We start from the raw sequence: 24,022 nt of genomic DNA, 5'->3' as shown, positions 1-24,022 counted from the left end.
GTGCGGTGGGGGCGCTCAGCGCCCGGAGAAGGAGGGGACCCGCTTCTCGAAGAACGACTGCTTGCCCTCCAGGAAGTCGGCGGTGCCGAAGAGCGCGGGCTGGTGGTCCCGCTCGAAGTCCAGGGCCTCGCCGAGAGAGCCGGAGGCCTCGCGGATCCCCCGCTTCACGGCGGCGACGGCGAGCGGGGCCCGGCCGGCGAGCTCCGCGGCGCGGGCGACCGCGGCGCCGAGCACGTCCGGGTCCGGCAGCACGTGGTCGGCCAGCCCCGCGTCCAGGGCGGTGGCGGCGTCCACCGGGGCGGCCTCCAGCAGGATCCGCCGGGCGCGGGCCGCACCCGTGCGCTGGACCAGGGAGTGCACCAGCCCGCCGTCCGGGGCCAGGCCCAGGCGGGTGAACGGGAACAGGAACCGGGCGCTCTCGCCGGCCACCACCACGTCGCAGCAGCACACCAGGCCGACGGCCACGCCGGCGGCGGGCCCGGTCACCGCGGCCACGACCGGCTTCTCCAGCTGCGCGAGCTCCTGCACGAGCCCGGCCACCTCGGCCATCCGGGCGGCGGACTCGACCGGACCGGCGGGCGGCATGGAGGCGAGGTCGCCGCCGCCGCTGAAGCAGCCTCCCGCGCCGGTGAGCACCAGGGCGCCGATCCCGGGGTCCGCGGCGAGCTCCGCCAGGGCGGCCCGCAGCCGGGTGCGCAGCTCGGGGCCGAGCACGTTGCGGCGTCGTTCGTCGTCGAGCGTCAGCACGGCCACGGCACCGGTGCGCTCGATGCGCACCCGGGGCGGGACGTCGACGGCACGGGGGGACGATCGGGTCACAGGAGTCCTCCGAGGGGTGGATGGATGTCGTGCAGATCACATTCCCACGACCCACTGTGAAACTTCAAATACCTAATGTGCAGTTCAGTGATACCTAAAGCTCAAATATGTGGCGAACGGTGTTGCCCAGGTCACGCATGCGTCATCCTCGTCAGAGGCATCCGCGCACCCCGATCCCCAGGAGGACCCATGAACGCCGCCGCGACCGACCTGCTCGACGTCGAAGCAGACCTCAGCGCCGAGGAGCTCGAGACCCGGGACACCGTCCGCGAGTTCGTGGACCGGCGGATCCGGCCGAACATCGCCGGGTGGTTCGCCGACGCCGTCTTCCCGCAGGAGATCGTCCCGGAGATGGCGCAGCTCGGACTGCTCGGCATGCACATCCAGGGCTACGGGTGCGCCGGGAAGTCCGCGGTGCAGTACGGCATCGCGATGCAGGAGCTCGAGGCCGGGGACTCCGGCCTGCGCACGTTCGTCTCCGTGCAGGGCTCGCTGGCGATGTCCGCGATCGCCAAGCACGGCTCCGAGGAGCAGAAGCAGCGCTGGCTGCCCGGCATGGCCGCCGGCGAGATCATCGGGTGCTTCGGCCTCACCGAGCCCACCGCCGGCTCGGACCCCTCGACCATGGCGACCACCGCGGTGCGCGAGGGCGGCGAGTGGGTCCTCAACGGCGCCAAGCGCTGGATCGGGCTCGCCTCGATCGCCCACGTGGCCGTGATCTGGGCCAAGGCCGTCGACGAGAGCGGGCAGGAGCGCGTCCGCGGCTTCCTCGTGCCCACGGACACCCCCGGGTTCACCGCCACGCCGATCGAGCCGAAGCTGTCCATGCGCGCCTCCATCCAGTGCGACATCGCCCTCGAGGACGTCCGGCTGCCCGCCGACGCGATCCTGCCCGACAATCCCGGTCTGCGGGGACCGTTCTCGTGCCTCAACGAGGCCCGCTACGGGATCGTCTGGGGCGCCCTGGGCGCGGCCCGCGACAGCTTCGACGCCGCACTGGCCTACTCGCAGCAGCGCATCCAGTTCGACAAGCCGCTCGCCGCCTACCAGCTCTCGCAGGCGAAGCTGGTGAACATGGCCCTGGAGATCCAGAAGGGGCAGCTGCTGGCGCTGCGCATCGGGCGGCTCAAGGACGAGGGCCGCCTGGAGAACCACATGATCTCGGTGGGCAAGCTCAACAACTGCCGGATCGCGATCGAGGTGTGCCGGGAGGCGCGCACGATGCTCGGCGGCAACGGGGTCACCCTCGAGCACTCGCCGCTGCGCCACGCCAACAACCTGGAGTCCGTGCGCACCTACGAGGGCACCGACGAGGTGCACACCCTCATCCTGGGCCAGCAGCTGACCGGGCACTCCGCCTTCCGCTGAGCACGCGCCTGCCGGGCGGGCTGATGAAGATCACACCGGGAGGCATGGGAGACCGGGGCGAACGCGCGTAGCATCGAAAGCTGTCCCTCCCCTTTCCTTCGGGCTCGACGACGTGCTCGTTCCCCGTCCCTGCGCCCTCCCCGGAAGGACCCGCCGTGTCCGCACCCCGCACCGCCCTGCTCCAGGTGGTCAACGCCCCCGGTCCCGCCGGCACCCGCCTCGCCATCTTCGCCCTGGCGATGGGCGGCTTCGGGGTCGGCACCACCGAGTTCGCCTCGATGGGCCTGCTGCCGTTCATCGCCGAGGACTTCGGCGCCTCGATCCCCGCCGTCGGCCAGTCCATCTCCCTCTACGCCCTGGGCGTGGTGGTCGGGGCGCCGCTCATCACGTCCCTCGCCGCCCGGGTGGAGCGCAAGACCCTGCTGCTGACGCTGATGCTCACGTTCGTGGTGGGCAACGGGCTCTCCGCCGCCGCGCCCTCCCTCGAGTGGCTCTACGTGGCCCGGTTCCTCGCCGGCCTGCCCCACGGCGCCTACTTCGGGGTCGCCGCGGTGGTGGCCTCCTCCCTGGTGGCCCGCGAACGGCGCGGCACGGCCGTGGCCCGGGTGATGCTGGGGCTCACCATCGCGAACATCGTGGGCGTGCCCTTCGCCGCGGCCCTGGGCGGGGCCCTCGGCTGGCGCTCCGCCTATCTCCTGGTGGTGCTCCTGGGCGCCCTGACCATCGCCGCCCTGGCCCTGTGGGTGCCGCGCACCCGCAACGAGGGCATGGCCTCGGCCGCCCAGGAGATCCGCGCCCTGGCCCGGCCCCAGGTGGCCCTGACGCTGCTCGCCGGGGCGATCGGCTTCGGCGGCATGTTCGCGGTCTACACCTACATCTCCCCGACCCTCACCGAGCTCACCGGCCTCGACATCGGCACCGTGCCGTGGGTGCTGGCCGTGTTCGGCGTGGGCATGACCGTGGGCTCGCTGCTGGCCGGTCCGCTCATCGACCGCTCGATCGAGCGCACCGCCCTCGGCGCCGGCGCGGTGTCCGGTGTGGCCCTGGCGTTCTTCGCGCTGTTCGTCCACGTCCCCGTGGCTGCCGTCCTGGGCGCGCTGTGGATCGGCATCATGGGCTCGATCTTCACGACCTCGCTCCAGGTGCGCCTGCTGCGCGAGGCCAAGGACGCCCCGTCCCTGACCGCCGCGATGAACCACGCGGCGTTCAACCTGGCCAACGCCGTGGGCGCGTTCCTCGGCGGCGTGGTCATCTCCGCCGGCTGGGGCTACCGCTCCCCCGCCTGGGTGGGCGTCGGCCTGGCCGCGGCCGGACTGCTCATCCTGGGCTACGCCGCACTGCGGCGCCGCAGCGCCCCAGCCGGGACCCGGTAGCACCCGCCCGCCGGGCGGAGCGCTGGGCTCGGTCCGCACGGGCGCTGCTCGAGCCGCGTCGCCCAGCCCGGCGCTGCCCGGGCCGCACTGCCCTACCCGCGCGCTCCGCCCGGGTGCTGCTCGGGCCGCACTGCCCAGCCCGGCGCCGCCCGGCCGTGCGCCGCCCGGCCCGCGCGCTCAGCCCGGGCGCTGCTCGCGGGCGAGCACGCGCCGGCGGGTGGCGCGCACCAGGGCGGCCACCAGCCGCTCGAGGGGGCCCTGCCCCATGGCCTGGCGCCAGAGGAGGGCGAAGGCCATCGCCACGGCCACGTGGATCCAGAACCACAGCGGCTGGTCGTAGTGCAGCTCGGCGGCCAGCGCGAGCAGGTGCGCCGAGTACACGGTGAGGGTCATCGCGCCCATCGCGCTCAGCGGCAGCAGCCAGGAGGCCCAGCGGCGGGCCAGCAGGAGGAACACGCCCAGGGCGGCCACCGCGGAGCCGAGGCCCAGCAGCAGGGCCGGCGGGGTGTTCGTGTACGGGCCGCCGACCGTCAGCCACCACCACGTGGTCGTCGGCAGCGTCGGGTCGGGGCCGAACACGATGACCTCGGTGACGAGCTCCTCGTCGACGCCGGGGGTGCGGGTCACGAGCTGGTCGAGGCCGCCGGCCCGGTCGACGAGCACCCAGGAGGCCAGCGAGGCCCCGGCGGCCAGCAGTGCCCCGCCCAGCACCAGTCCGGTCTGGACCCGGATCCCGGCGAGGTCGAGCCGGCCGATGGCCAGGCCGGTCAGCAGGTAGGCCAGGTACGGCAGGGCGGGGAAGGTCCCGGTCAGCAGCAGCCGGGCCGCGGTGGCCCCGGGGTCCCCGACGAGATCGAGGTAGTCCGGGTTGTAGCGCTCCACGACCGGCAGGACGTCCCGCAGCAGGTGCACCAGCGCGGGACCGGCCAGGGCGAAGACCCCCGCCCAGACGAACAGGGCGCGGGCGGGCAGGCGCAGGAACGGGATCGCCAGCAGGAAGAAGGCCCCGTAGTAGACGAGGATGTTGACGGCCGGGACCTCGTCGATCGTGCTCCCGGGGAGCACGTGGTTGATCGCCAGCCCCAGGCCCGCGATCAGCAGCGCGCGGACGGCCACCCCCGCCCGGTCGGCGGTCATCGCCCGGCCGGTGTGCGGTGTCCGGCCACCGGTGCTGAAGGCCAGGCCCACGCCCGCCAGAAGGGCGAACAGCGCCGCGGAGCGGCCGGCGAAGACGGTCCACTGCGCGGTGGGCTCGAAGGTCTCCGGGTCCCACGAGGGCAGGATGTGGATCGCGATCATCCCGATCAGGGCCAGGCCGCGGGCGGCGTCCACCCCGACGAGGCGGCGCTTGGCGGGTGCGGCGGCCGGGCTCGCGGTGGAACTCGCGGTCGAGCTCGTGGCCGAGCCCGTGGCCGGGTCGGCCGTCGCGCGGCCGGTCGAGGCCTCGTCCGCGAGCGGAGTGCTCGCCAGCCGCGCGGGGACCGGCGCCCACGGCACGGTCCTCGGCGGGCGGCCCCGGGAATCGGTCATGACAGCGGCCCCTTCAGCGCGGCAGGACGGCGGACCCCCTGCCCGCCGGACCGGTCGGAGGACCGGTGCACACCCCACCTTTGCTGGCGCACATGTGGTGGGCTTTTCGGAATGCTGTGCTTCCGCTGTGACGCGGCACACGCGCCCGCCGGCGGGCGACCGGTCGCAGGACCGCCCGAGGCCTACACGGCCTCGGGGCGCCTCGACGAACGGAGGGCGCCGAGGACGGCGCGCACCCGCCGCGGCGCCGCAGCGGCGGCGGCGGGAGCGGTGACCGAGGCCGTGGCCGACGACGACGGCACCACGACGGGGCGCTGGGCCGCCGTGTGCCGGTAGGCCATGGCCTGCAGCTCCACCACGGGGTACTCGAGGCTGCGCCGGGCGGACTCGGTGGGGCGGGTGGTGGCGAAGGCGGTGGCCGCGTCCTGCAGGGACCTCGCGGCGATGAACGGGGCGGCCGCTTCGACGTGGGGCCGCACCGCGTGGCGGTAGACGGCGCGGTCGGACTCGGCGCAGTCCTCCCACCGGGGTGCTCCGGGGTGGGCGGCCCGCTCGTACTGGGCGCGGGCGGCGGCCTCGACGGCGTCGGTGATGGTGATGGTGCGCATGTCCGCTCCTGGGTGTCCGGTGGGTGGCTGGCTCGAGTGGTTCCACTGTCCGCCCGGAGTCTGTGCCGGAGCTGTGCCGACCGCCCCGGCCTGTCTGAGAATCCCGGTGGCACGGCACAGGCTGCGCACAGCTTCCACAGGACGTGCGCCTAATCTGGTGCGCAACAGTGGCAGTGTCACGTCCGCCCGGCACCGGGAGCTCCCATGTCCTACTCCTCCAGCTTCTCCGTCCTCACCGAGGTCCTGCCTCGCCTGACCCACCCTGACGGCTCGCCGATCCGGGTGCTGGTGGTGGACGACGAGCCGGCGCTGGCCGATCTCGTGGCCATGGGCACGGGCATGTGCGGGTGGGACGCCCGGATCTCCCACGAGGGGTTCGACGCCGTCCAGCAGGCGCGGGACTTCGCCCCCGACGTGCTGGTCCTGGACCGGATGCTGCCCGGCCTGGACGGGCTGGAGGTCCTGGCCCGGATCCGCCAGTCCTATCCCGCGGTGCCGGTGCTGTTCCTCACGGCCAAGGACACGGTCCAGGACCGGATCGAGGGGCTCGCCTCCGGCGGGGACGACTACGTGACCAAGCCGTTCTCGATCGAGGAGGTGCTCATCCGGCTGCACCGGCTCGTGCAGCGCTCCGGGGTCGCCGCCCAGGACAGCGCCACCCTGGTGGTCGGGGACCTGGTGCTCAACATCGACAGCCGCGAGGTCACCCGCGCCGGGGAGCCGGTCGAGCTGACCACCACGCAGTTCGAGCTGCTGCGCTACCTGATGGAGAACCCGCGCCGTGTCCTGTCCAAGGCCCAGATCCTGGACAACGTGTGGCACTACGACTTCTCGGGCCAGGCCAACATCGTGGAGCTCTACATCTCCTACCTCCGCAAGCGGATCGACGCGGGCCGCTCCCCCATGATCCACACCGTGCGCGGCGCCGGGTACGTCATCAAGCCCGCGTCCTGATGCCGCACGGCCCGCTCCCCCCGCGCCGCCTGCGCCTGGCCACCCGGCTCATCGCCGGCGTGCTCGTCCTCCTGGCGGTGGTCCTCCTCGTGCTGGGCGCCACGATCGTGGAGCTCACCCGCCAGGACCTCGTCGAGCGGCTCGACGGGTCGCTGCGCCAGGCCACCGGGCGGGCGCTGACCTTCACCCGGGGGGACCCCGCCCCGGAGCGGGACCCCCTCGACGCCCCCGGCCAGCCGGTGGGCGTCCTGGTGGCCGTGCTGCGGGAGGACGAGGTGGTCACGGCGTCCTACCGCACCGAGTCCGGGGAGCCCGCGCCGCTGCCCGAGGAGGACGTCACCGCCCTGCGGGAAGCGGGCGCCTTCGCGGCCGAGAGCCCGGACGAGCGCGGCTTCGGGGACCCTCGGCGCTCCACGGGCACGGAGCAGGGGCGGCTCTCCGACGTGGACCTGTCCGTGGGCGAGTACCGGGTCGAGTCGGTCGCCCGGGACGGGCGCAGCGGCAGCCAGGTGCTGGTGACCGGGCTGCCCACCGCGTCGGTCGACGACACCGTGGCGGAGCTCGTCACCACCATGACCGCGGGCAGCCTGCTCGCGCTGGTGACCACGGCGGTGGCCGGGACCGTCGTCGTGCGCCGTGCCCTGCGGCCGCTGGAACAGGTCTCGGCGGCGGCGTCCCGCGTCGCCCGCCTGCCGCTGGCCTCGGGCGAGGTCTCCCTGGCCGACCAGCACGTGCCCGCCGGGCTGGCTCGTCCCGGGACAGAGGTCGGGGAGGTGGGCCGCGCCCTGAACTCCCTGCTCGAGAACGTGGACTCGGCCCTGGCCGCGCGCCAGCACTCCGAGACCCGGCTGCGCGAGTTCGTGGCGGACGCCTCCCACGAGCTGCGCACCCCCCTGGCGGCCGTGCGCGGCTACACGGACATGCTGCAGCTCACCGAGCCGCTGACCGGCACCGGCCGCGCCTCGCTGGCCCGGGTGGAGCAGCAGACGCTGCGGATGACCGCCCTGGTCGAGGACCTGCTGCTGCTCGCCCGCCTGGACGAGGGCCGCCCCCCGGAGCTGCGGGACGCCGACCTCGGCGAGCTCGTGCTCGAGGCCCTCACCGACGCCTCGGCCGCGGGCCCCGACCACGACTGGGCCCTGGACGTGCCGGCGGAGCCGGTGCCCGTGCGGGCGGACGTCGCCCAGCTCCACCAGGTGCTGGCCAACCTGCTCTCCAACGCCCGCAAGCACACCCCGCCCGGCACCGCGGTGACCGCCGCCGTGCGGGCCACCCGGGACGGCTGGGCGGAGGCCTCCGTGCTCGACGCCGGCCCGGGCATCCCGCGGGAGTTCCAGGCCAGGCTCTTCGAGCGCTTCAGCCGCCTGGACACCTCCCGGCAGACCCGGGAGGGCAGCACCGGCCTGGGCCTGTCCATCGTCCGCTCGGTGGTGCAGGCGCACGGCGGCACGGTGGACGTGGAGTCCCGCCCGGGCCGCACGCTCTTCACCGTCCGGCTCCCGCTGGGCACCGGCGCAGCGGTGCCCGCCGCGCCCCGGTGACCGACGGCCGCGGGCGCCTCAGCTCCGACGACGACGGCGTCGTCGGCGGCCGAGCCAGCCCGCCGGGCCGCCGTGGACGAGCAGGTGCCGGGTGTGGGGATCCAGGAGCATCAGGTAGGCGGTGAACACCAGGGCGGTGACGAACGCGATCGTCGAGGCGTCCACCGTCAGCTCGATGAAGGGCCACACGGAGAGCTGGTCCTGGGCGCCGAAGATCACGAAGAAGGTGATCACGATGTACAGGGAGCGGATCTGCCAGTTGTCCCTGATCCCGGTCGCGGCGAGGAAGGGGAGGAACCACAGGATGTACCAGGGCTGGATGATCGGGGAGAGCAGCACCACGGCGGCGAACGCCAGGCCGAGCCTGCGGACCACCCGGTGGTCGTCGCCGCGGAACATCAGGAGCAGGACCAGGCCGATGGCGGCGTACTGCAGGACGTCGCGCAGCACGGAGGCCATGGCCGCGCCCGGCAGGCCCACCGCGTTCGCGAGGTCGCGGACCTGCTGGCCCAGGAAGCCGGAGGGCGAGTACCCGGTGTACCCCGGGGTGGGGTCGACCAGCGCCCAGACCCACCCGGTGCCCAGCTGGTAGGGGAGCCCGCTCAGCAGCAGCACCCCGAAGCTGATCGCCGCCGTGGCCGCCCACAGGGCGAACTTCCGCCGCCAGGACGCTCTCGGCCCCGCCCACAGGAGGCCGATGAACGGCAGCAGGAGGATGGTGATCGGCTTGATCCCGATCGAGGCGGTCACCAGGAGGACCCCGGTCACCGGGCGGCCCGTGGCCGCGAAGTACGTTCCCGCCACGGCCAGTCCGAGCATCAGCGCGTCGTTGTGCGCGCTGGCCACGAAGCTGATGAGGAACAGCGGGTTGGCCACCGCGATCCACAGCGCACGGGCCGGGTCGACCCCGTGCAGCCGCGCGAGCCGGGGCACGTACACGACGCAGAGGAGGACACCCGCGCAGGCCAGGATCCGGAAGAGCAGGACGGAGAGATCCGGCTGCGCGCCCGTGAGGGCCACGACCGCGCGCGCCAGCCACAGGAAGTACGGCCCGTAGGGCGTCCGGGCCTCGGCCCAGGTCGGGTCCGTGCCCAGCATGAACCAGTTCTCCAGGGCGGAGATGCCGGTCGTGTACGGGTTCTGCCCGGCCAGCATCAGACGGCCCTGGCCGACGTAGGCGTACACGTCCCGGGAGAAGATCGGCACGGCGAAGAACAGCGGCAGCGACCAGGCGCACACGGCCAGCACCACGGAGCGCTGGGCGCCCGCCGGCCCGCCCTGGAGCCGCTGCCCGAGCCGGAGCCAGGAGCGCACCAGCAGCATGGCGCCGACGGTCAGCAGCACGGTGCAGGCGTAGACGCCCCATCCCTCGACCCGCAGCGCGATGACGAGGGGGTGGCGGACCATGGGCGAGCCGTTGGCGATCCACCCGGTGCCGACCGAGCCGACGAGCATCATCAGGGAGCCGACGAACCCCTGCAGGACGGCGACGTGCGCTCGCGGGTCCGGGTGGGCGCCGGGCGTGTCCTGGCGGAAGGGGACGGTGCTGACGGCCCGGCCCCCGCGGCTCCGCGGCCCCTCCGGATGCGAACCCCCTGCCGTCATGACGTGCGCTGATCCCCTATGTGTGTCGCTGCCGGGCGGACAGGTGTGCTGAGCGCTCTCCAGGAGCGTGTTCCAGCCATGATGCCACCTCATCGCCCCGGCGTCCCGGGACGCCGCCGCGCCCTCCGGCCCGGGGTCGCTGCGCACGGATCATGACGCCCGGTTCCGGTCGGTCCGCGCCCGGCCACGTAGCATGGTGGGGCAGCGCCCTGTGGTCCTGCGACCCCACCCCCTTGACGAGGATTGACCCATGTCCACGGACACGACCTTCAGCATGCTCACCCGGTTCCGGAACCGCCTCGCGACCCCGCGGTGGCACGCCTGGTCGAGATCCCCGCGCGGACTGCTCGCCGGCTTCGTCCTGGTGCACCTCGTGTTCCTGGGATTCGCCCTGTCCCTGTCCCTGTCCGGCGCCGCCTTCAGCGACACCTACATCTACCGCGCGTGGGCCGAGGCCGGCTTCGACGAGCAGAACCTGAACGGGGAGCCCACCCCCTGGGTCTATCCGGTGCTGGCGCTGGTGCCCGTCGCGCTGGCCGGCGCGGCCGGCCCGGGGCCGTTCTTCTTCCTGTGGGTCCTGATGATCACCGTGCTCAACGGCTGGGCCGTGGGGAAGCTGACGGACTGGGGACGCGCCCGGCACGCCGTCCCCGCCGCGTGGTGGTGGCTGGCCTTCGTCTTCCTCATGGGGTGGCTGGGCTTCGCCCGCGTCGACGGGCTCACGGCCCCCCTGGTGCTCGTCGCCCTGGTCTACGGCGTGGCGCACCCGGTGGCCGCCTCGGTCCTGCTCAGTGTCGCCACCTGGATGAAGGTCTGGCCGGCGGCGGTCGTGCTCGCACTCGTCACCGTGGTGCGCCGGCGGGTGGCGGTCGTCGTCGCGGGCCTGCTGGTCAGCGCGGCCGCGGCCGGGGTCGCCGCCGCCATGGGTGCGCTGCCGAGGCTCTTCGACTTCCTCACCCAGCAGGGGGACCGGGGCATGCAGCTGGAGGCCACGTTCACCACCCCGTGGCTGTGGTCGTCCGTGCTGGGGGTGGGCGGGTCCCGGATGTACATGAACACGGAGATCAACTCCATGCAGGTCGACGGCCCCGGCACGGCCACGATGGCCGTGCTCATGCAGCCGCTGCTGCTGGTGGCCGCCGCCGCGGTGACCCTCCTGATCGCCCGGGGCCTGCGCAACGGCGAGCGGTCCGGCGAGACCGACCGGACCGAGCTGCTGCTGGCGGGGTCGCTGACCATGGTCACCGCCTTCATCGTGTTCAACAAGGTCGGCTCCCCGCAGTTCATGGTGTGGCTGGCGCCGGCCGTGGCCGTGGGGCTGACCCACCACTGGAAGGCGTGGCGGGTGCCGGCGGTCATGCTGATCGCCATCGCCGTGGCCACGTTCCTCGTCTACCCGATGTTCTACTACGAGCTGAGTCACAACGACCCGTGGATGGCCCTCGTGCTGACCCTGCGCAACGCCCTGCTGGTGGTGCTCCTGTGGTGGTCGGTGCGCCGCCTGTACCAGCTGGGCTCCCGGCGCCCCGCCAGCGCGCCCGCTACGGCACCCGCCCCCGCCGCGCCGGCGCCCGCCGCGAAGGAGGCCTGAGATCTCCGCCCCCTTCTTCGACCGGCTGACCCGCGTCCGCGACGCCGTCCTGCCCGCCCGCGCCGTGGCCTGGTTCGCCCGCCCGGCCGGCGTGTGGTGGGGCTTCGCCGTCGTCCACCTGTACTTCCTGGGCTGGATGATGTCCTTCGTCATCCACGGCGATGCCTTCAGCGACACCGAGCAGTACCGCCAGTGGGCCATGGCCGGGTACGACCCGGCCGATGCCGGGGACGGGATCAGCCCGTGGGTGTACCCGGTGCTGGCGCAGATCCCGATCCACCTGGCGGGGATCGCCGGCCACGGCCCCTACCTGCTGGTCTGGACGCTGATCGTCACCGTGCTCAACGCCGTCGCCCTGGTCTGCCTCACGCGGGGCCGGCGGGCCCGGCAGGGCATCGCCCCGGCCTGGTGGTGGCTGTTCTTCACCGTGTTCCTGGGCTACCTGAGCTTCGCCCGGGTGGAGGGCATCGCGGCCCCGATCGTGCTGATCGGACTCCTGTACGCGTCCGAGCGGCCCGTGCTCGGCTCCGTGCTCCTGAGCGTCGCCACGTGGATCAAGGTGTGGCCGGCCGCCGTCCTGCTCGCCCTGTTCATCGCCTGCCGGCAGCGCGTCCAGGTGGTGGCCGCCGGGGTGGGGGTCACCGCCGTGGTGGTGCTGGGCACGTACCTGACGGGCGGCCTGCCGCACATCGCGGACTTCCTGGTCAACCAGGGAGAGCGCGGCATGCAGCTGGAGGCCACCTTCTCCACCCCGTGGGTGTGGGCGAGCGTCTTCGACGTGGCCGGATCGCGGATGGCCGACAACGTGGCCATCAACTCCACCGAGGTCTACGGGCCCGGCACCGAGATCGTCGCGTTCCTGATGCAGCCGCTGCTCGTGCTCGCCGTCCTCGCAGGAGCCGTCCTGCTGGTCCGTGCGCTGAAGCGCGGGGCCGAGCGGGAGGAGCTCTTCTACGAGGGGGCGCTGATGATGACCGCGGTCTTCATCGTGTTCAACAAGGTGGGGTCCCCGCAGTTCATGATCTGGCTCGCCCCCGTCGTCGTGGCCGGGCTGGTGCACGACTGGCAGCGGTGGCGGACGCCGGCGGCGCTGCTGATGGGCATCGCGGTCACCACGTTCGTGATCTATCCGCTGTTCTACACCCCGCTCATCCACGCGCACCCGGCGATGGCGGCCGTGCTGACCACCCGCAACGTGCTGCTCGTCGTCCTGCTGTGCTGGTCCGTGCAGCGCGTGGCCCGGCTGCAGCAGGTCCCCGCCCGGCCCGCGGAGCTGGCCACCACCTGAGCCCGCGGCCCGTCTCCGCGGCCGGACGACGACGTCACCGGCCCGCCGCCGCGCGGGGACCGGCGCCCAGGGCCAGGACGCGGGCGGCGCCGGCGGCCCGGGCCAGGAGCCGCTCCAGCGGGCCCCGGCCGAAGGCGCGCTGCCAGGCGACTGCGAACAGCGCCGCGACCGCCGCGTGGATGAGGAACCACAGGAGCGGCACCTCGTAGTGGAGCATGGCGGCGAGGGCCAGCAGGTGCGCCGAGTAGAGCGTCAGGGTCATCGACCCCATCGCGCTCAGCGGCAGCAGCCAGCCACCGGCCCGCCGGGCCACGAGGAGGAGAAGACCCAGCACGGCGGCGCCGGAGCCGAGGTCCTGGAGGATCGCCACCGGGGTGTTGGTGTGCGGGCCGGGGATCAGCAGCCACCACCAGGAGGTGTCGGGCAGGACCGGGTCCGGCCCCCAGACGATGATCTCGTCGATCAGGTCCTCGCTCAGCCACGGGGTGGAGCTCATGAGCTGGTCGTAGCCCCCGGCCTGGAGGACCAGCACCCAGTACACCAGCCACGCCCCCACGGCCAGGGCGAGCCCCGCCACCAGCAGCCGGCCCTGGACGCGCACGGCCCGCAGGTTCAGCCGGCCGATGGCCATCCCGGCGAGCAGGTAGGCCAGGTACGGGACCGCGGGATAGGTGCCGGTGAACAGCACCTGGGCCAGGACGGTCCCCGGCTCGGCGAGCACGTCGGCGAAGGTCGGGTTGTACACCTCCAGCGCGGGCAGCGCTCCCCGGAGCGCCTGCATCAGCACCGGCCCCACCACTGCGGCCGCGGCGGCGAGACCGAACAGCGTCCGCGCCGGCAGGTGCAGGAAGGGGATCGCCAGCAGGAAGAACATGCCGTAGTAGACGAGGATGTCGTAGGCGGGCGGGTCCGCCGGCATGACCTGGTTGATCAGCAGCCCCAGCCCGGTGATCAGCACGGCCCGGACGAGCAGCCCCACGCGGTCCGCGGTCATCGTCCGGCCCCGGTGCGGGGTGCGCCCGCCGGAGGAGAAGGCCAGGCCCACCCCGGCCAGGAGCGCGAAGAGGGCCGCGGCGCGGCCCGCGAACAGCTCCCACTGCAGCGTGGGCCCGTAGGTCTCGGGGTTCCAGGCGGGCAGGATGTGGATCGACATCATCCCGACCAGGGCGAGGCCCCGGGCGGCGTCGACCCCCACGAGCCGGCGCCTGCGGACCAGCGGCAGGACCGGGTCCTCATCTGCTGACCGTGCACCGGGTGCAGGGTGGTGGACGTTGACCATGGCGGCGGGTTCCTTCTGTCGGACGTGCCGACGAGCTCCCGCCCGCCGGCCCGGACCTCTCGGTCCTTCTCGTCCTCCAGCTGACCAGCCGGGATTGTGCCGCCGTTGTGGCGTCCCTGTGCCGGGGCTGTCGAAGTGGTCCCGGCCCCGGCTACCGCCGCACGGTCTTCTCCAGCCCGCTGACCAGCAGCACCGCGCACGTGGACCAGATCGCCCCGGCCGGGCCGAGCGGCGCGGCCACCAGGCCGGCCAGCAGGGGCATGGCGACCTGCCCCGCCCGGTTCCCGACCAGCCGCACGGCGAGCGCCGAGCCCCGCCACGAGGTGGGCACGGCGGTGGAGACCAGGGTCATGGTGATCGGCTGGCCCAGGCCCAGGCAGAAGCCGCCCACGAACAGGAGCACCGCGGCGAGCCACGGCACCGTGATGACGGCCGGCGGGACGGCCAGGGTGATGCCGGCGCCGTAGAGGCTGACCAGCAGCAGCGCCCGGCGGGACATCCGGTGCGCGAGCCACGGCAGCAGGACGCGCGAGACGATCGAGGCGCCGCCGCGCACGGCCAGCAGGACGCCGATCCACGCCGGGGAGACCCCGGCCCGCTCCCCCACCAGCGGCAGGAAGGCCGTGAGGATGTCGAGCATCGCGAGCAGGGCCAGGGACGCCAGCATGTGGGACGGGATGCCGGGGACCTCGAGGATCCGCAGCATCGATGCCCGCGGCGCCGTGCCCGGGACCACCTCGAGCTCACCGGTGGCGGGAGCCGCCTGCGCCGCGGCAGCGGCGTCGTCGTTCCGGGCGGGCGCCCCGGCGGCCCCGGACGCCGGCCGGCGCAGGAGCATGACGGGCACCACGAGGACCGAGAGCCCGGCCCCGATCCACAGGGACAGGGTGATGTCGGCGACCCGCTCGGGCGAGGCGACGTCGCTGCCCGTGCCCAGGAGCACTCCGACCAGCAGCGGGCCCACCAGCTGCCCGGCGGAGAAGGCGGCGGTGAACCAGCCGAAGCCCTTGTCCAGCTGGTCCGGCGGGGAGAAGCGGGCGACCGCCGACTGCCCGGCGATGGTGAACACCAGGTGCCCCATGCCCAGCAGGGCGCTCGCCACGGCGACGAGCGCCACGCTGGGCGCCAGGGCCAGCGCCCCCGCGCCGAGGGCCAGGACCAGGGCGCCGACGACCACCATGGTCCGCAGGTCCCGCACCCGGTCGGTCATCCGGCCCAGCCACATGGCCGTGACGAGCGGGACCACGGCGTAGGCGGCCGTGACCAGGCCGACCGTCACGGAGTCGGCGTCCAGGGACAGCAGCTTGTAGGTGGTGACCGGGCGCACCAGGTTCAGGGCGGTCTGCGTGAGCAGGGCCCCGGCCACGAGGAACCACAGCCATGCTCCGGACCGGGCCCTCGGAGCGGTCGAGGCCATGCCTCAGGAGCGCCGGGGCTTGACCGCGATCACCGGGGCGTTGGCCTCGAGGAGCACCTGCTGGGCGGCGCTGCCGAGCAGCAGCTTGCCCACGGGGCTGCGGTGCTTCACGCCGATCACCACGGCGGAGGCGTTGACCTGCTCCGCGGCGTCGAGGAGCTCGCCCACGGCGTCGCGGTTGCGGGTGTCGGGGGTGCGGAAGGTGACGGGCACGCCGTTCAGCTCGCTCCCCTCGGGGTCGAGCTGGGCGCCCTCGAGGTTGAAGACCAGCAGGTCCTCCTGGCGGCGTCCGGCCTCCTCGACCGCGGCCGCGAGCGCGGCCTCGCCCTCGGGGGTGCTGGTTCGGGCAACGACGACGGTCATGGGAGCCTCCGCGGTGGGGTGGGGAAATCGGGTGGTGGGAAAGGGGCGTACAAAACGAGGTCCACCCTACGGCCGAACGTGTGAGGGACGTCTCTTCCGGCGTGAGCAGAATGCGCAGAACCAGCACAACGATCAGTACGCACGAAAGATGGATCAACGGCCGGCGCGTGACCCGGGTCACTTATCGTCGTCGGGAGAGGCTCGGACCGAGCCATGCACCCGCACCCTCCGACCCAGGAAAGTGGATCCCCGTGAGTTCACCACCAGATCAGGCCCAGCAGGGCACGCGACGCCGGCACCCGGTCGCCATGACGGTCTACGGCGTCGTCGCCGCCGCCGTGATCGGCCTGGCCTCGTTCACCTCGATCCAGGCCGCGAGCGGCGGGTCGGACCTGCGCGCGAACATGACCCTGATCGCCCCGGCCGGCGCCGGCGGCGGCTGGGACACGTTCGTGCGCGAGCAGCAGCAGGCGATGCGCACCAACAACATCGTCAACAACGCCCAGGTGGTCAACATCCCGGGCGCGGGCGGAACGATCGGCCTGGGCCAGCTCACCACCATGGAGGGCCAGGCGAGCACCATCATGTCCACCGGAACGGTCATGCTGGGCGGCGTCGCGCTCAACGACTCCCCGGTGGGTCTCGACGACGTCCGGCCGATCGCCCGCATGGCGGAGGAGTACGACGCGCTCGTGGTGCCGGCCGATTCGCCGTACGACACCCTCGACGAGCTGATCGCCGACTGGAAGAAGGACCCGAAGGCCTTCCCGTTCACGGGCGGCTCCGCAGGGTCGATCGACCACCTCATCATCGCGGACCTGGCCCTGCAGGCCGGGATCGACCCCGCGGACCTCACCTACATCCCCAAGACCTCCGGCGGCGAGGCGATCCAGACGATCTCCTCCGGCACCGCCAAGGCGGCCACCTCGGGCTTCACCGAGTTCGCCGACCAGGTCGAGGCCGGGCGCCTGAAGATCCTCGGGATCGCCGCGCCCGAGCGGCTCGAGGGCTTCGACGCCCCAACCTTCAAGGAGCAGGGCTACGACGTCGAGCTGACGAACTGGCGCGGCATGGTGGCGCCTCCCGGCATCACCGACGAGGAGTTCGCCGAGCTGGAGGCGATCATCGCGGAGACCGTGGAGACCCCGGAGTGGCGCGAGGCCCTCGAGCGCAACCAGTGGCAGGACGTCTACCTGACCGGGCCGGAGTTCGAGAAGTTCATCGCGGAAGACCGGGCCGAGATCGAGGCCCTCATCGAGGAGTTGGACCTGTGAGCACATCGTTTCCCACGACCCCGTCCGCCGAGGTCGCGGACGACGGCCACGGCGGCGTCCCCGCCGGCCGTGACGTGCCGCCTCGCGGAGGACGGATGCACGGGCGCAGCGGGCTGGTCGTGCCGCTGCTCCTGGCAGCCTTCAGCACGTACCTGCTGATCGGCATCCTCACCATGGAGGTGCCCGAGGGCACCGACTTCCCTGGCCCCAAGTTCTTCCCCGGCATCCTCATGGTGGCGGGCTATCTCCTGGCCGCCCTGCTGGTGCTGCACTACCTGCGCTCCCCCGAGCACCCCGAGGAGCTCTCGGAGAGCACGTACCGGACGCACTCGGACTGGTCCGCGGTGATCTGGTCCGTGGCCGGGTTCCTGGTCTTCGCCCTGACCATCGAGTTCCTCGGCTGGATCCTGGCCGCCGCCGTGCTGTTCTGGGCCGTGGCCCACGGCATCGGCAGCCGCCGGCCCCTGTTCGACATCTCGCTCGCCCTGGTCCTGTCCAGTGCGATCTACCTGGCATTCTCCGTCGGCCTGGGCCTGAACCTCCCGTCCGGCATCCTGGGAGGCGGTTTCTGATCATGGAAGCACTCGAACTGCTCGCCGGCGGCTTCGCCGGGGCACTGACCCCCATGAACCTGCTGTGGGTGCTCATCGGCTGCCTCCTGGGCACCGCCGTGGGCGTGCTCCCGGGCCTGGGCTCCTCCATGGCGGTGGCACTGCTGCTGCCCATGACCTTCGCGCTGGACCCCACCGCGGCCTTCATCATGTTCGCCGGCGTCTACTTCGGCGGCATGTTCGGCGACTCCACCATGGCCATCCTGATGAACACCCCGGGGCAGGCGTCTGCGATCGCCTCCACCTTCGAGGGCCACAAGATGGCCAAGGACGGCCGGGCCCCGCAGGCGCTGGCCACCGCGGCGATCGGCGCCTTCATCGGCGGCATGGTCGCGGCCTGCCTGGTCGTCTTCCTCGCCCCGGCGCTGGCGGACTTCTCCGCGAACTTCGGACCGGCCGAATTCTTCGCCCTGGCGATCTTCGCCTTCATCGCCACCTCCTCGGTGGTCTCCGACTCCGCGGTCAAGGGCCTGGCTGCCCTGGTCCTGGGCCTGGGCTTCGCGACCGTGGGCATCGACTCCATCTCCGGCACCGAGCGCTTCAGCTTCGGGGTCCCGCAGATGTTCGACGGCATCTCCCTGGTCACCGTCACCGTGGCCATCCTGGCCCTCGGCGAGGTGTTCTTCGTGGCCTCCCGGATCCGCCGCGACCCCGCCTCGATGCAGATCTCCGCGGGAGGCCGCCCGTTCCTGTCCCGCGCCGAGCTCAAGGAGGCCGCCCCGGCCTGGGCCCGCGGCACCGCCATCGGCCTGCCCTTCGGTGTCATCCCCGCCGGCGGCGCGGAGATCCCCACCTTCATCTCCTACGACGTCGAGCGCCGCCTCGACCGCCGCCGCCCGAACCCCATGTTCGGCCGGGGCGCCATTCGCGGTCTGGCCGCACCCGAGGCCGCCGGCAACGCCACCACAGGCACCGCGATGGGCGCGCTGCTGGCCCTGGGCCTGCCGGTCTCGGCGACCGCGGCGATCATGCTCGCGGCCTTCCAGCAGTACGGTCTCCAGCCGGGCCCGCTGCTGTTCGACCGCGCGCCGGAGCTGGTGTGGGCGCTGCTGGCCAGCTTCTTCATCGCGATGATCGTGCTGCTGATCATCAACCTGCCGTTCGCCCAGTACTGGGCCAAGCTGCTGCTGATCCCCAAGCCCTACCTCTACGCCGGGATCACGGTGTTCTGCGGTCTCGGCGTCTACGCGACCTCCGGGTCGGTGTTCGACCTGCTGCTGCTGCTGGGCATCGCCCTGGTCGGCTTCACGATGCGCCGCCACGGCGTGCCCCTGGCTCCCCTGATGATCGGCATGGTGCTGGGCCCGCTGGCCGAGACCAGCATGCGCGACGCCCTGCTCTCCTCCAACGGCGACTACTCGGTCTTCGTGACCGGTCCCATCCCGCTGGTGATCTACAGCCTGCTCCTCATCGTGCTGGCGCTGACCGTCCGGTCCAAGATCGTCAACCGCGCCCGCCGGGACGTGTAGCCCCCGGCCCCACCGCGTGCCGCAGCGCCCCGCCCCAAGAGTCCCGGGGCGGGGCGCTGCGGCACATCCACCCGGACGACGTGCTGCCGGGGCAGTGAACGGCTCTCTCGGCACCCGGTCCGGCAGGATGGGAGGAAGGTCCCGGCGCCGACCTCACATTCCGGCCGGTCCGTCCGTCTACGGGGTGATGGAGACGAAAGAGCCTTTCGAGACACTGGTGACTCGGCACGGCCCCGTGGTGTGGCGGGTCTGCCGGGCCGTGCTGAGCACGTCCGCGGACGCCGAGGACGCGTGGTCGGAGACGTTCCTGGCCGCGCTGCGGGCGTACCCGGACCTGCCGGCCACGGCGAACGTGCAGGCGTGGCTGGTGACGATCGCCCACCGCAAGGCGGTCGACGTCGTCCGGGCCCGGTGCCGGGCGGCGGTGCCCGTGGCCACCCTCCCGGAGCCACCGGCCCACCGGGACGCCCCGCACGAGCACGACTCCCCGCTGTGGGCGGCGGTGGCCGCCCTGCCGCCCAAGCAGCGGCACGCCGTGGCCTACCGCTATCTGGGCGGACTGCCCTACCGGCAGATCGCCGAGCTGCTCGGCGGCACCCCGGAGGCCGCCCGCCGGGCCGCCTCGGACGGCGTGGCCGCCCTCCGCAAGGCCCTCATCACGACCGCCCCCGCGAACGGCACGGGAACCCGCGCCGGGAACCACGCCAAGGCTCTCCCGGGGAACCGCGCCGGGAACCGCACGGGGCACCACACCCAGCTCGACCGGACAGGAGAGGACCGATGACCACGAACACCCTCGGCTCGACCCCGCGCTCCCCCCTGCGGAGCCTCCGCGCCGACCCCGTGCCGGAGACCGTGCTGCGCGGTCTGCACCGGCGCCTGGAGGAGGGGGCCGCCCGGGCGGGGTTGCTCGACGTCGCGTTCACGACCGTCAGCACCCCGGTGGGCGTGCTGCTGCTGGCCGCCACGGAGGAGGGGCTGGTGCGGGTGGCCTACGCGCGGGAGGACCACGAGGCGGTCTTGCAGGACCTGGCCCGCCGGATCAGCCCGCGGGTGCTGCGGGCCCCGGCCCGCCTGGCACCGGCCGTCCGGCAGCTCGAGGAGTACTTCGCCGGGACGCGCACCCGCTTCGACCTCCCGCTGGACCGGTCGCTCTCGCACGGGTTCCGGCGCCTGGTCCAGGAGCACCTGCCCGAGATCGGCTACGGCCGCACGGAGAGCTACGGCGCGGTGGCCCGGTCGGTCGGGCGCCCGCAGGCCGTGCGGGCGGTGGGCACGGCCTGCGCCACGAACCCGCTGCCCGTGGTGGTCCCGTGCCACCGCGTGCTGCGCGGGGACGGCGGCCTGGGCGGGTACGTCGGCGGCCTGGAGGCCAAGACGGCGCTGCTCGAACTGGAGGCGGCGGCCTGAGCACGTGCGGCCGTTCGGCACGACCCGGCTCCCCCGCCCGGAGCGCCGCCGCCTGACATCCCGTCCGGAGCATCGTGCTCCGACGCCGCGGCCCGGCGTCACGCCCCGAGGTCACAGTCCGGCGTGCCGGCGTCGCGCCGCACCTCAGAGGCGCGGCGCGGCGTCCGCGTGCCGGGTGGCGTGGTCGTAGGCGCGGGCGGTCCGGAGCAGCTCGACGTCGCGCCCGTGCGCGGCGACGAGCTGCAGCCCCACGGGCAGCCCGCCGGGGCTGAAGCCGCCCGGCACCGAGACGGCCGGGCAGCCGGTGGCCGAGATCAGGCTCGCCGAGCGCATCCACTCGACATATGTCTGCATCGGCATACCCGCGACCGTGCGGGGCCAGCGCTCCGCCGACGGGAACGGCAGCACCTGGGAGGTGGGGGTCAGCAGCACGTCCCAGCGGCCGAAGAACGCGCGCACCGCCTCGTGCAGGCGCGTGCGCGCCAGGGCGGCGTCCATGAGCTGCTCGGCGGTCAGCGCCAGTCCCTTCTCGACGTTCCACACGATCTCCGGCTTCACGAGCTCGCGGTGCTCCGCGACCACCTCGCGCAGATTCACGGCCATGTCGAAGGACCGGGTCACGTCGAACACCTCGTCGGCGTCGCGCAGGTCCGGGACGGCCTCCTCGACCACGGCACCGAGCTCCTCGAACACCCGCGCTTGGGCGACCAGCACTTCGACGATCTCCGGCTCCACCGGGACGCCGAGGCCGAAGTCCGCGCTCAGCCCGATCCGCACGCCGGCCAGGGGGCGGGCCCCCGGGTCGGGTGGGTCCTCCGCCGCGAGCGCCCGGAACCCGGTCCGCGGTGCCGGGCAGTCCAGGGGGATCCGCGGGTCGGGGCCGGCCAGCACGGACATGGCCAGGGCGAGGTCGTCCACGCTGCGGGCCAGCGGACCGGAGCGGCCCAGCCACTCCCAGGCGTTGCCGGCCGGGGCCGAGGGCACGACCCCGGCGGAGGGTCGGAAGCCGGCGATGCCGCAGAACGCAGCCGGGTTGCGCAGGGACCCGCCCATGTCGGAGCCGTCGCCCAGGGGCTGGATCCGGGACGCGATCGCCGCGGCCGCCCCGCCGCTGGACCCGCCCGCGCTGCGGTCGAGCGCCCAGGGGTTGTGCGTGGTCCCGAAGACCTCGTTGAAGCTGTGGGAGCCCGCGGCGAACTCGGGCACGTTGTTCTTCCCGGTGCTGATCACCCCGGCCGCCGTGAACCGGGCGACGATCAGGTCGTCGTGCCCCGGGACGTGCTCGGCGAACACCGGGGAGCCGGACGTGGTGCGGATCCCGGCGGTGGCGTGGGTGTCCTTGTGCGTCATCGGCACCCCGTGCAGGGGCGGCAGCTCGGCGGCGGGTGTGGCGGCGGTGAGCTCGTCGGCGCGGGCGGCGGCCGCGTACGCCTGCTCGCGGACCTGCGTGACCACGGCGTTCACGGCGGGGTTCACGGCGTCGATCCGGGCGAAGTGGGCGTCGAGCACCTCCCGCGCGGAGACCGTGCGGGCCCGGACGGCCGCGGCGAGCTCCCGCGCGGAGAGCCGGCAGGGGTCGGTGGGGTCGGTGGTCATACAGGCACCGTACGCCGGGCTCCGGTCCCCGGAAGGGCGCCCGGCGGCGTGCCCCCGTAGCATTGGAGGATGCTCTCCCTCCACGGACCTTCTCTTCCGATCCCGTCCCGGCCCCGGAGCGGAGGTGAGCGCTGATGTGCGGCATCGCCGGTGAGGTCCGGTTCGACGGCGCCGGCGCGGACCCGGGCACGATCCACCGCATGACGTGCGCCCAGGCCGGCCGCGGCCCGGACGGGCAGGGCGCCTGGGCCCAGGGGCCGGTGGCCATGGGCCACTGCCGGCTGAAGATCGTCGACCTGAGCCCCTCGGGCGGGCAGCCGATGGTCGACTCCCGGCTGGGGCTGTCGATCGTGTTCAACGGGATGATCTACAACTACCGGCAGCTGCGCGAGGAGCTGCGCGGGATGGGCTACGAGTTCTTCTCCACCTCGGACACCGAGGTCGCCCTGAAGGCCTACCACCGCTGGGGCCGGGAGTGCGTCTACCACTTCCACGGCATGTTCGCCTTCGCCATCACCGAGCACACGAGCGGGCGCACCGTCCTGGCCCGCGACCGGCTGGGCATCAAGCCGCTCTACGTCGACCACACGGGGGCGCGCCTGCGGTTCGCGTCCACGGTGCAGGCGCTGCTGGCGGCCGGGGACGTCGACACCTCGATCGACCGCACGGCCCTGTCCTACTACCTCACCTTCCACTCGGTGGTCCCGGCCCCGCGCACGATCCTCAAGGGCGTGCGGAAGATGCCGCCGGCGACCGTGCGCACGGTCGAGCCCGACGGCTCGGCCTCGGACCACGAGTACTGGAACCCCCAGTTCACCCGCGACGAGGACCGCTCGGGCTGGTCCGAGCAGGACTGGCAGGACGGGCTCGTCGAGAAGCTGCGCACCGCGGTGAAGCGGCGCATGGTGGCGGACGTCCCCGTGGGCGTGCTGCTCTCCGGCGGCATCGACTCGAGCCTCGTCGTCGCCCTGCTCGCGGAGAGCGGGCAGGAGGACCTGCAGACGTTCAGCATCGGCTTCGAGTCCCGGGGCGAGGAGTCCGGGGACGAGTTCGAGTTCTCGTCCCTCGTGGCCCGCCGCTTCGGCACCGACCACCACCAGATCGCGATCGACGACGCCCGCCTGGTCCCGGCGATCGACCGGACCGTCGCCGCGATGAGCGAGCCCATGATCAGCCACGACTGCGTGGCCTTCTACCTGCTCAGCGAGGAGGTCTCGAAGCACGTCAAGGTGGTGCAGTCGGGGCAGGGCGCCGACGAGGTGCTCGGCGGCTACCACTGGTACCCGCCGCTGGCCGACGTCGCGCGCGACGACGCCCGGAAGACCTACTCCCAGTCGTTCTTCGACCGGCCGTGGTCCCGGCTCGCGAAGGTCCTCTCCCCCGAGTGGATGGCGACCCACGACGCGCCGACCGCGTTCATCGAGCGCCACTTCGGCCGCCCCGGCGCGGAGACGGCCGTGGACGCCGCCCTGCGCACCGACTCCACGGTGATGCTCGTGGACGACCCCGTGAAGCGCGTGGACAACATGACCATGTCGTGGGGCCTCGAGGCGCGGGTGCCGTTCCTCGACCACGAGCTCGTGGAGTTCGCCGGGCGCATCCCGCCGGAGCTCAAGCTCGCCGACGGCGGCAAGGGCGTGCTCAAGCGCGCGGCGCGCGGCATCGTCCCGGACGAGGTGATCGACCGGAAGAAGGGCTACTTCCCGGTCCCGGCGATCCGCACCCTCGAGGGCGGGACCCTGGACCGGGTCGAGGCCGCCCTGACCGACCCGGCGGCGGTGCGGCGCGGGCTCTACAACTCGGAGGTCGTGGAGACCCTGCTGGCCGACCCGAACCAGCACCACACGCCGCTGCGCTCGAACGTGCTGTGGCAGCTGGGCCTGCTGGAGATGTGGCTGCAGGAGAACGGCATCTCCTGACCGCAGC

The 24,022-nt window shown here is 73.3% G+C and carries 20 protein-coding genes; 12 read left to right on the top strand and 8 right to left on the bottom strand.

What is annotated here, in order from left to right:
* Positions 1-15 precede the first annotated feature (15 nt).
* Positions 16-819 carry an enoyl-CoA hydratase/isomerase family protein gene (locus tag RF640_RS01400; RefSeq protein WP_095650652.1) on the bottom strand — a complete coding sequence of 268 codons (804 nt, stop codon included), beginning with the start codon at positions 817-819 and terminating at the stop codon, positions 16-18.
* Positions 820-1,008: 189 nt separating this feature from the next.
* Here RF640_RS01400 and RF640_RS01395 point away from each other — a divergent pair, with 189 nt between their 5' ends.
* Positions 1,009-2,187, top strand: coding sequence for an acyl-CoA dehydrogenase family protein (locus RF640_RS01395; protein ID WP_017831811.1), 1,179 nt, complete (start codon positions 1,009-1,011; stop codon positions 2,185-2,187).
* Between the two features lie 155 nt (positions 2,188-2,342).
* Positions 2,343-3,560: an MFS transporter gene (locus RF640_RS01390; protein WP_336650131.1), complete on the top strand. Its 1,218-nt coding sequence runs from the start codon at positions 2,343-2,345 to the stop codon at positions 3,558-3,560.
* Positions 3,561-3,737: 177 nt separating this feature from the next.
* Here the strand turns inward: RF640_RS01390 and RF640_RS01385 are convergent, their stop codons facing one another.
* Together RF640_RS01385 and RF640_RS01380 are read right to left on the bottom strand one after the other, a co-directional pair.
* Complete coding sequence (locus tag RF640_RS01385) at positions 3,738-5,090, bottom strand: heparan-alpha-glucosaminide N-acetyltransferase domain-containing protein (protein ID WP_368826252.1); 1,353 nt, start codon at positions 5,088-5,090, stop codon at positions 3,738-3,740.
* Positions 5,091-5,272: 182 nt separating this feature from the next.
* Complete coding sequence (locus RF640_RS01380; protein ID WP_284563057.1) at positions 5,273-5,698, bottom strand: hypothetical protein; 426 nt, start codon at positions 5,696-5,698, stop codon at positions 5,273-5,275.
* A 204-nt stretch (positions 5,699-5,902) separates the two neighbouring features.
* On the opposite strand from RF640_RS01380, the gene RF640_RS01375 reads away from it, so the two are divergent.
* Positions 5,903-6,652, top strand: coding sequence for a response regulator transcription factor (locus RF640_RS01375; RefSeq protein WP_284563056.1), 750 nt, complete (start codon positions 5,903-5,905; stop codon positions 6,650-6,652).
* On the top strand, positions 6,652-8,193 hold the full coding sequence (locus tag RF640_RS01370; protein WP_109243575.1) for a cell wall metabolism sensor histidine kinase WalK: 1,542 nt from the start codon (positions 6,652-6,654) through the stop codon (positions 8,191-8,193). The genes RF640_RS01375 and RF640_RS01370 overlap by 1 nt, the downstream gene beginning before the upstream one ends.
* Positions 8,194-8,211: 18 nt before the next feature.
* Here the strand turns inward: RF640_RS01370 and mptB are convergent, their stop codons facing one another.
* Positions 8,212-9,798: a polyprenol phosphomannose-dependent alpha 1,6 mannosyltransferase MptB gene (gene mptB / locus RF640_RS01365; protein WP_035924208.1), complete on the bottom strand. Its 1,587-nt coding sequence runs from the start codon at positions 9,796-9,798 to the stop codon at positions 8,212-8,214.
* 250 nt (positions 9,799-10,048) lie between these two features.
* Between mptB and RF640_RS01360 the strand changes: the two genes are divergently transcribed.
* Positions 10,049-11,389 carry a glycosyltransferase 87 family protein gene (locus RF640_RS01360; RefSeq protein ID WP_109269035.1) on the top strand — a complete coding sequence of 447 codons (1,341 nt, stop codon included), beginning with the start codon at positions 10,049-10,051 and terminating at the stop codon, positions 11,387-11,389.
* A 64-nt stretch (positions 11,390-11,453) separates the two neighbouring features.
* A complete protein-coding gene (locus tag RF640_RS01355; RefSeq protein WP_172604901.1) occupies positions 11,454-12,677 on the top strand; it encodes a glycosyltransferase 87 family protein in 1,224 nt (407 codons plus the stop codon).
* A gap of 34 nt (positions 12,678-12,711) precedes the next feature.
* On the opposite strand, the gene RF640_RS01350 is transcribed toward RF640_RS01355, so the two are convergent.
* From RF640_RS01350 to RF640_RS01340, 3 genes are all read right to left on the bottom strand, one after another.
* Positions 12,712-13,956 carry a heparan-alpha-glucosaminide N-acetyltransferase domain-containing protein gene (locus tag RF640_RS01350; RefSeq protein ID WP_368826249.1) on the bottom strand — a complete coding sequence of 415 codons (1,245 nt, stop codon included), beginning with the start codon at positions 13,954-13,956 and terminating at the stop codon, positions 12,712-12,714.
* A 151-nt stretch (positions 13,957-14,107) separates the two neighbouring features.
* Positions 14,108-15,373, bottom strand: coding sequence for an MFS transporter (locus RF640_RS01345; protein ID WP_095649970.1), 1,266 nt, complete (start codon positions 15,371-15,373; stop codon positions 14,108-14,110).
* Positions 15,374-15,376: 3 nt separating this feature from the next.
* The gene (locus RF640_RS01340) at positions 15,377-15,736 is read right to left on the bottom strand and encodes a universal stress protein (RefSeq protein ID WP_017831800.1); all 360 of its coding nucleotides are present in this window, start codon (positions 15,734-15,736) and stop codon (positions 15,377-15,379) included.
* Positions 15,737-15,987: 251 nt separating this feature from the next.
* On the opposite strand from RF640_RS01340, the gene RF640_RS01335 reads away from it, so the two are divergent.
* The 5 genes from RF640_RS01335 (at position 15,988) to RF640_RS01315 (ending at position 20,500) form a co-directional block, all read left to right on the top strand.
* Positions 15,988-17,010, top strand: a complete 1,023-nt coding sequence (locus RF640_RS01335; protein ID WP_241975646.1) for a tripartite tricarboxylate transporter substrate binding protein — start codon at positions 15,988-15,990, stop codon at positions 17,008-17,010.
* Entirely contained in the window at positions 17,007-17,582 is a 576-nt protein-coding gene (locus RF640_RS01330) for a tripartite tricarboxylate transporter TctB family protein (protein WP_313960170.1), read from the top strand. Before RF640_RS01335 ends, RF640_RS01330 begins: the two co-directional genes overlap by 4 nt.
* A gap of 2 nt (positions 17,583-17,584) precedes the next feature.
* The gene (locus RF640_RS01325; protein WP_176337135.1) at positions 17,585-19,090 is read left to right on the top strand and encodes a tripartite tricarboxylate transporter permease; all 1,506 of its coding nucleotides are present in this window, start codon (positions 17,585-17,587) and stop codon (positions 19,088-19,090) included.
* Between the two features lie 217 nt (positions 19,091-19,307).
* Positions 19,308-19,874 (top strand): sigma-70 family RNA polymerase sigma factor, encoded by a 567-nt coding sequence (locus RF640_RS01320; RefSeq protein ID WP_338151676.1) that lies wholly within the window; start codon positions 19,308-19,310, stop codon positions 19,872-19,874.
* Positions 19,871-20,500, top strand: a complete 630-nt coding sequence (locus RF640_RS01315) for a methylated-DNA--[protein]-cysteine S-methyltransferase (RefSeq protein WP_368826245.1) — start codon at positions 19,871-19,873, stop codon at positions 20,498-20,500. The genes RF640_RS01320 and RF640_RS01315 overlap by 4 nt, the downstream gene beginning before the upstream one ends.
* A 144-nt stretch (positions 20,501-20,644) precedes the next feature.
* Here the strand turns inward: RF640_RS01315 and RF640_RS01310 are convergent, their stop codons facing one another.
* Positions 20,645-22,096: an amidase gene (locus RF640_RS01310; RefSeq protein ID WP_368826243.1), complete on the bottom strand. Its 1,452-nt coding sequence runs from the start codon at positions 22,094-22,096 to the stop codon at positions 20,645-20,647.
* 134 nt (positions 22,097-22,230) lie between these two features.
* Here RF640_RS01310 and RF640_RS01305 point away from each other — a divergent pair, with 134 nt between their 5' ends.
* Positions 22,231-24,015 carry an N-acetylglutaminylglutamine amidotransferase gene (locus RF640_RS01305; protein ID WP_035924228.1) on the top strand — a complete coding sequence of 595 codons (1,785 nt, stop codon included), beginning with the start codon at positions 22,231-22,233 and terminating at the stop codon, positions 24,013-24,015.
* Positions 24,016-24,022 lie beyond the last annotated feature (7 nt).

The sequence above is a fragment of the Kocuria sp. CPCC 205231 genome (genome assembly GCF_040980965.1).
Taxonomy (GTDB): Bacteria; Actinomycetota; Actinomycetes; order Actinomycetales; family Micrococcaceae; genus Kocuria; species Kocuria rosea.
The sequence above is the reverse complement of the archived record's forward strand: the minus strand, read 5'-3'. Positions and strand labels throughout refer to the sequence as shown.

Bases quoted from the DNA above. Each gene is read 5' to 3' on its own strand.
- RF640_RS01350 (WP_368826249.1), bottom strand. From the start codon at position 13,956: ATGGTCAACGTCCACCACCCTGCACCCGGTGCACGGTCAGCAGATGAG.
- RF640_RS01370 (WP_109243575.1), top strand. From the start codon at position 6,652: ATGCCGCACGGCCCGCTCCCCCCGCGCCGCCTGCGCCTGGCCACCCGG.
- RF640_RS01380 (WP_284563057.1), bottom strand. From the start codon at position 5,698: ATGCGCACCATCACCATCACCGACGCCGTCGAGGCCGCCGCCCGCGCC.
- mptB (WP_035924208.1), bottom strand. From the start codon at position 9,798: ATGACGGCAGGGGGTTCGCATCCGGAGGGGCCGCGGAGCCGCGGGGGC.
- RF640_RS01345 (WP_095649970.1), bottom strand. From the start codon at position 15,373: ATGGCCTCGACCGCTCCGAGGGCCCGGTCCGGAGCATGGCTGTGGTTC.
- RF640_RS01340 (WP_017831800.1), bottom strand. From the start codon at position 15,736: ATGACCGTCGTCGTTGCCCGAACCAGCACCCCCGAGGGCGAGGCCGCG.
- RF640_RS01305 (WP_035924228.1), top strand. From the start codon at position 22,231: ATGTGCGGCATCGCCGGTGAGGTCCGGTTCGACGGCGCCGGCGCGGAC.
- RF640_RS01385 (WP_368826252.1), bottom strand. From the start codon at position 5,090: ATGACCGATTCCCGGGGCCGCCCGCCGAGGACCGTGCCGTGGGCGCCG.
- RF640_RS01360 (WP_109269035.1), top strand. From the start codon at position 10,049: ATGTCCACGGACACGACCTTCAGCATGCTCACCCGGTTCCGGAACCGC.
- RF640_RS01375 (WP_284563056.1), top strand. From the start codon at position 5,903: ATGTCCTACTCCTCCAGCTTCTCCGTCCTCACCGAGGTCCTGCCTCGC.
- RF640_RS01395 (WP_017831811.1), top strand. From the start codon at position 1,009: ATGAACGCCGCCGCGACCGACCTGCTCGACGTCGAAGCAGACCTCAGC.
- RF640_RS01325 (WP_176337135.1), top strand. From the start codon at position 17,585: ATGGAAGCACTCGAACTGCTCGCCGGCGGCTTCGCCGGGGCACTGACC.
- RF640_RS01315 (WP_368826245.1), top strand. From the start codon at position 19,871: ATGACCACGAACACCCTCGGCTCGACCCCGCGCTCCCCCCTGCGGAGC.
- RF640_RS01310 (WP_368826243.1), bottom strand. From the start codon at position 22,096: ATGACCACCGACCCCACCGACCCCTGCCGGCTCTCCGCGCGGGAGCTC.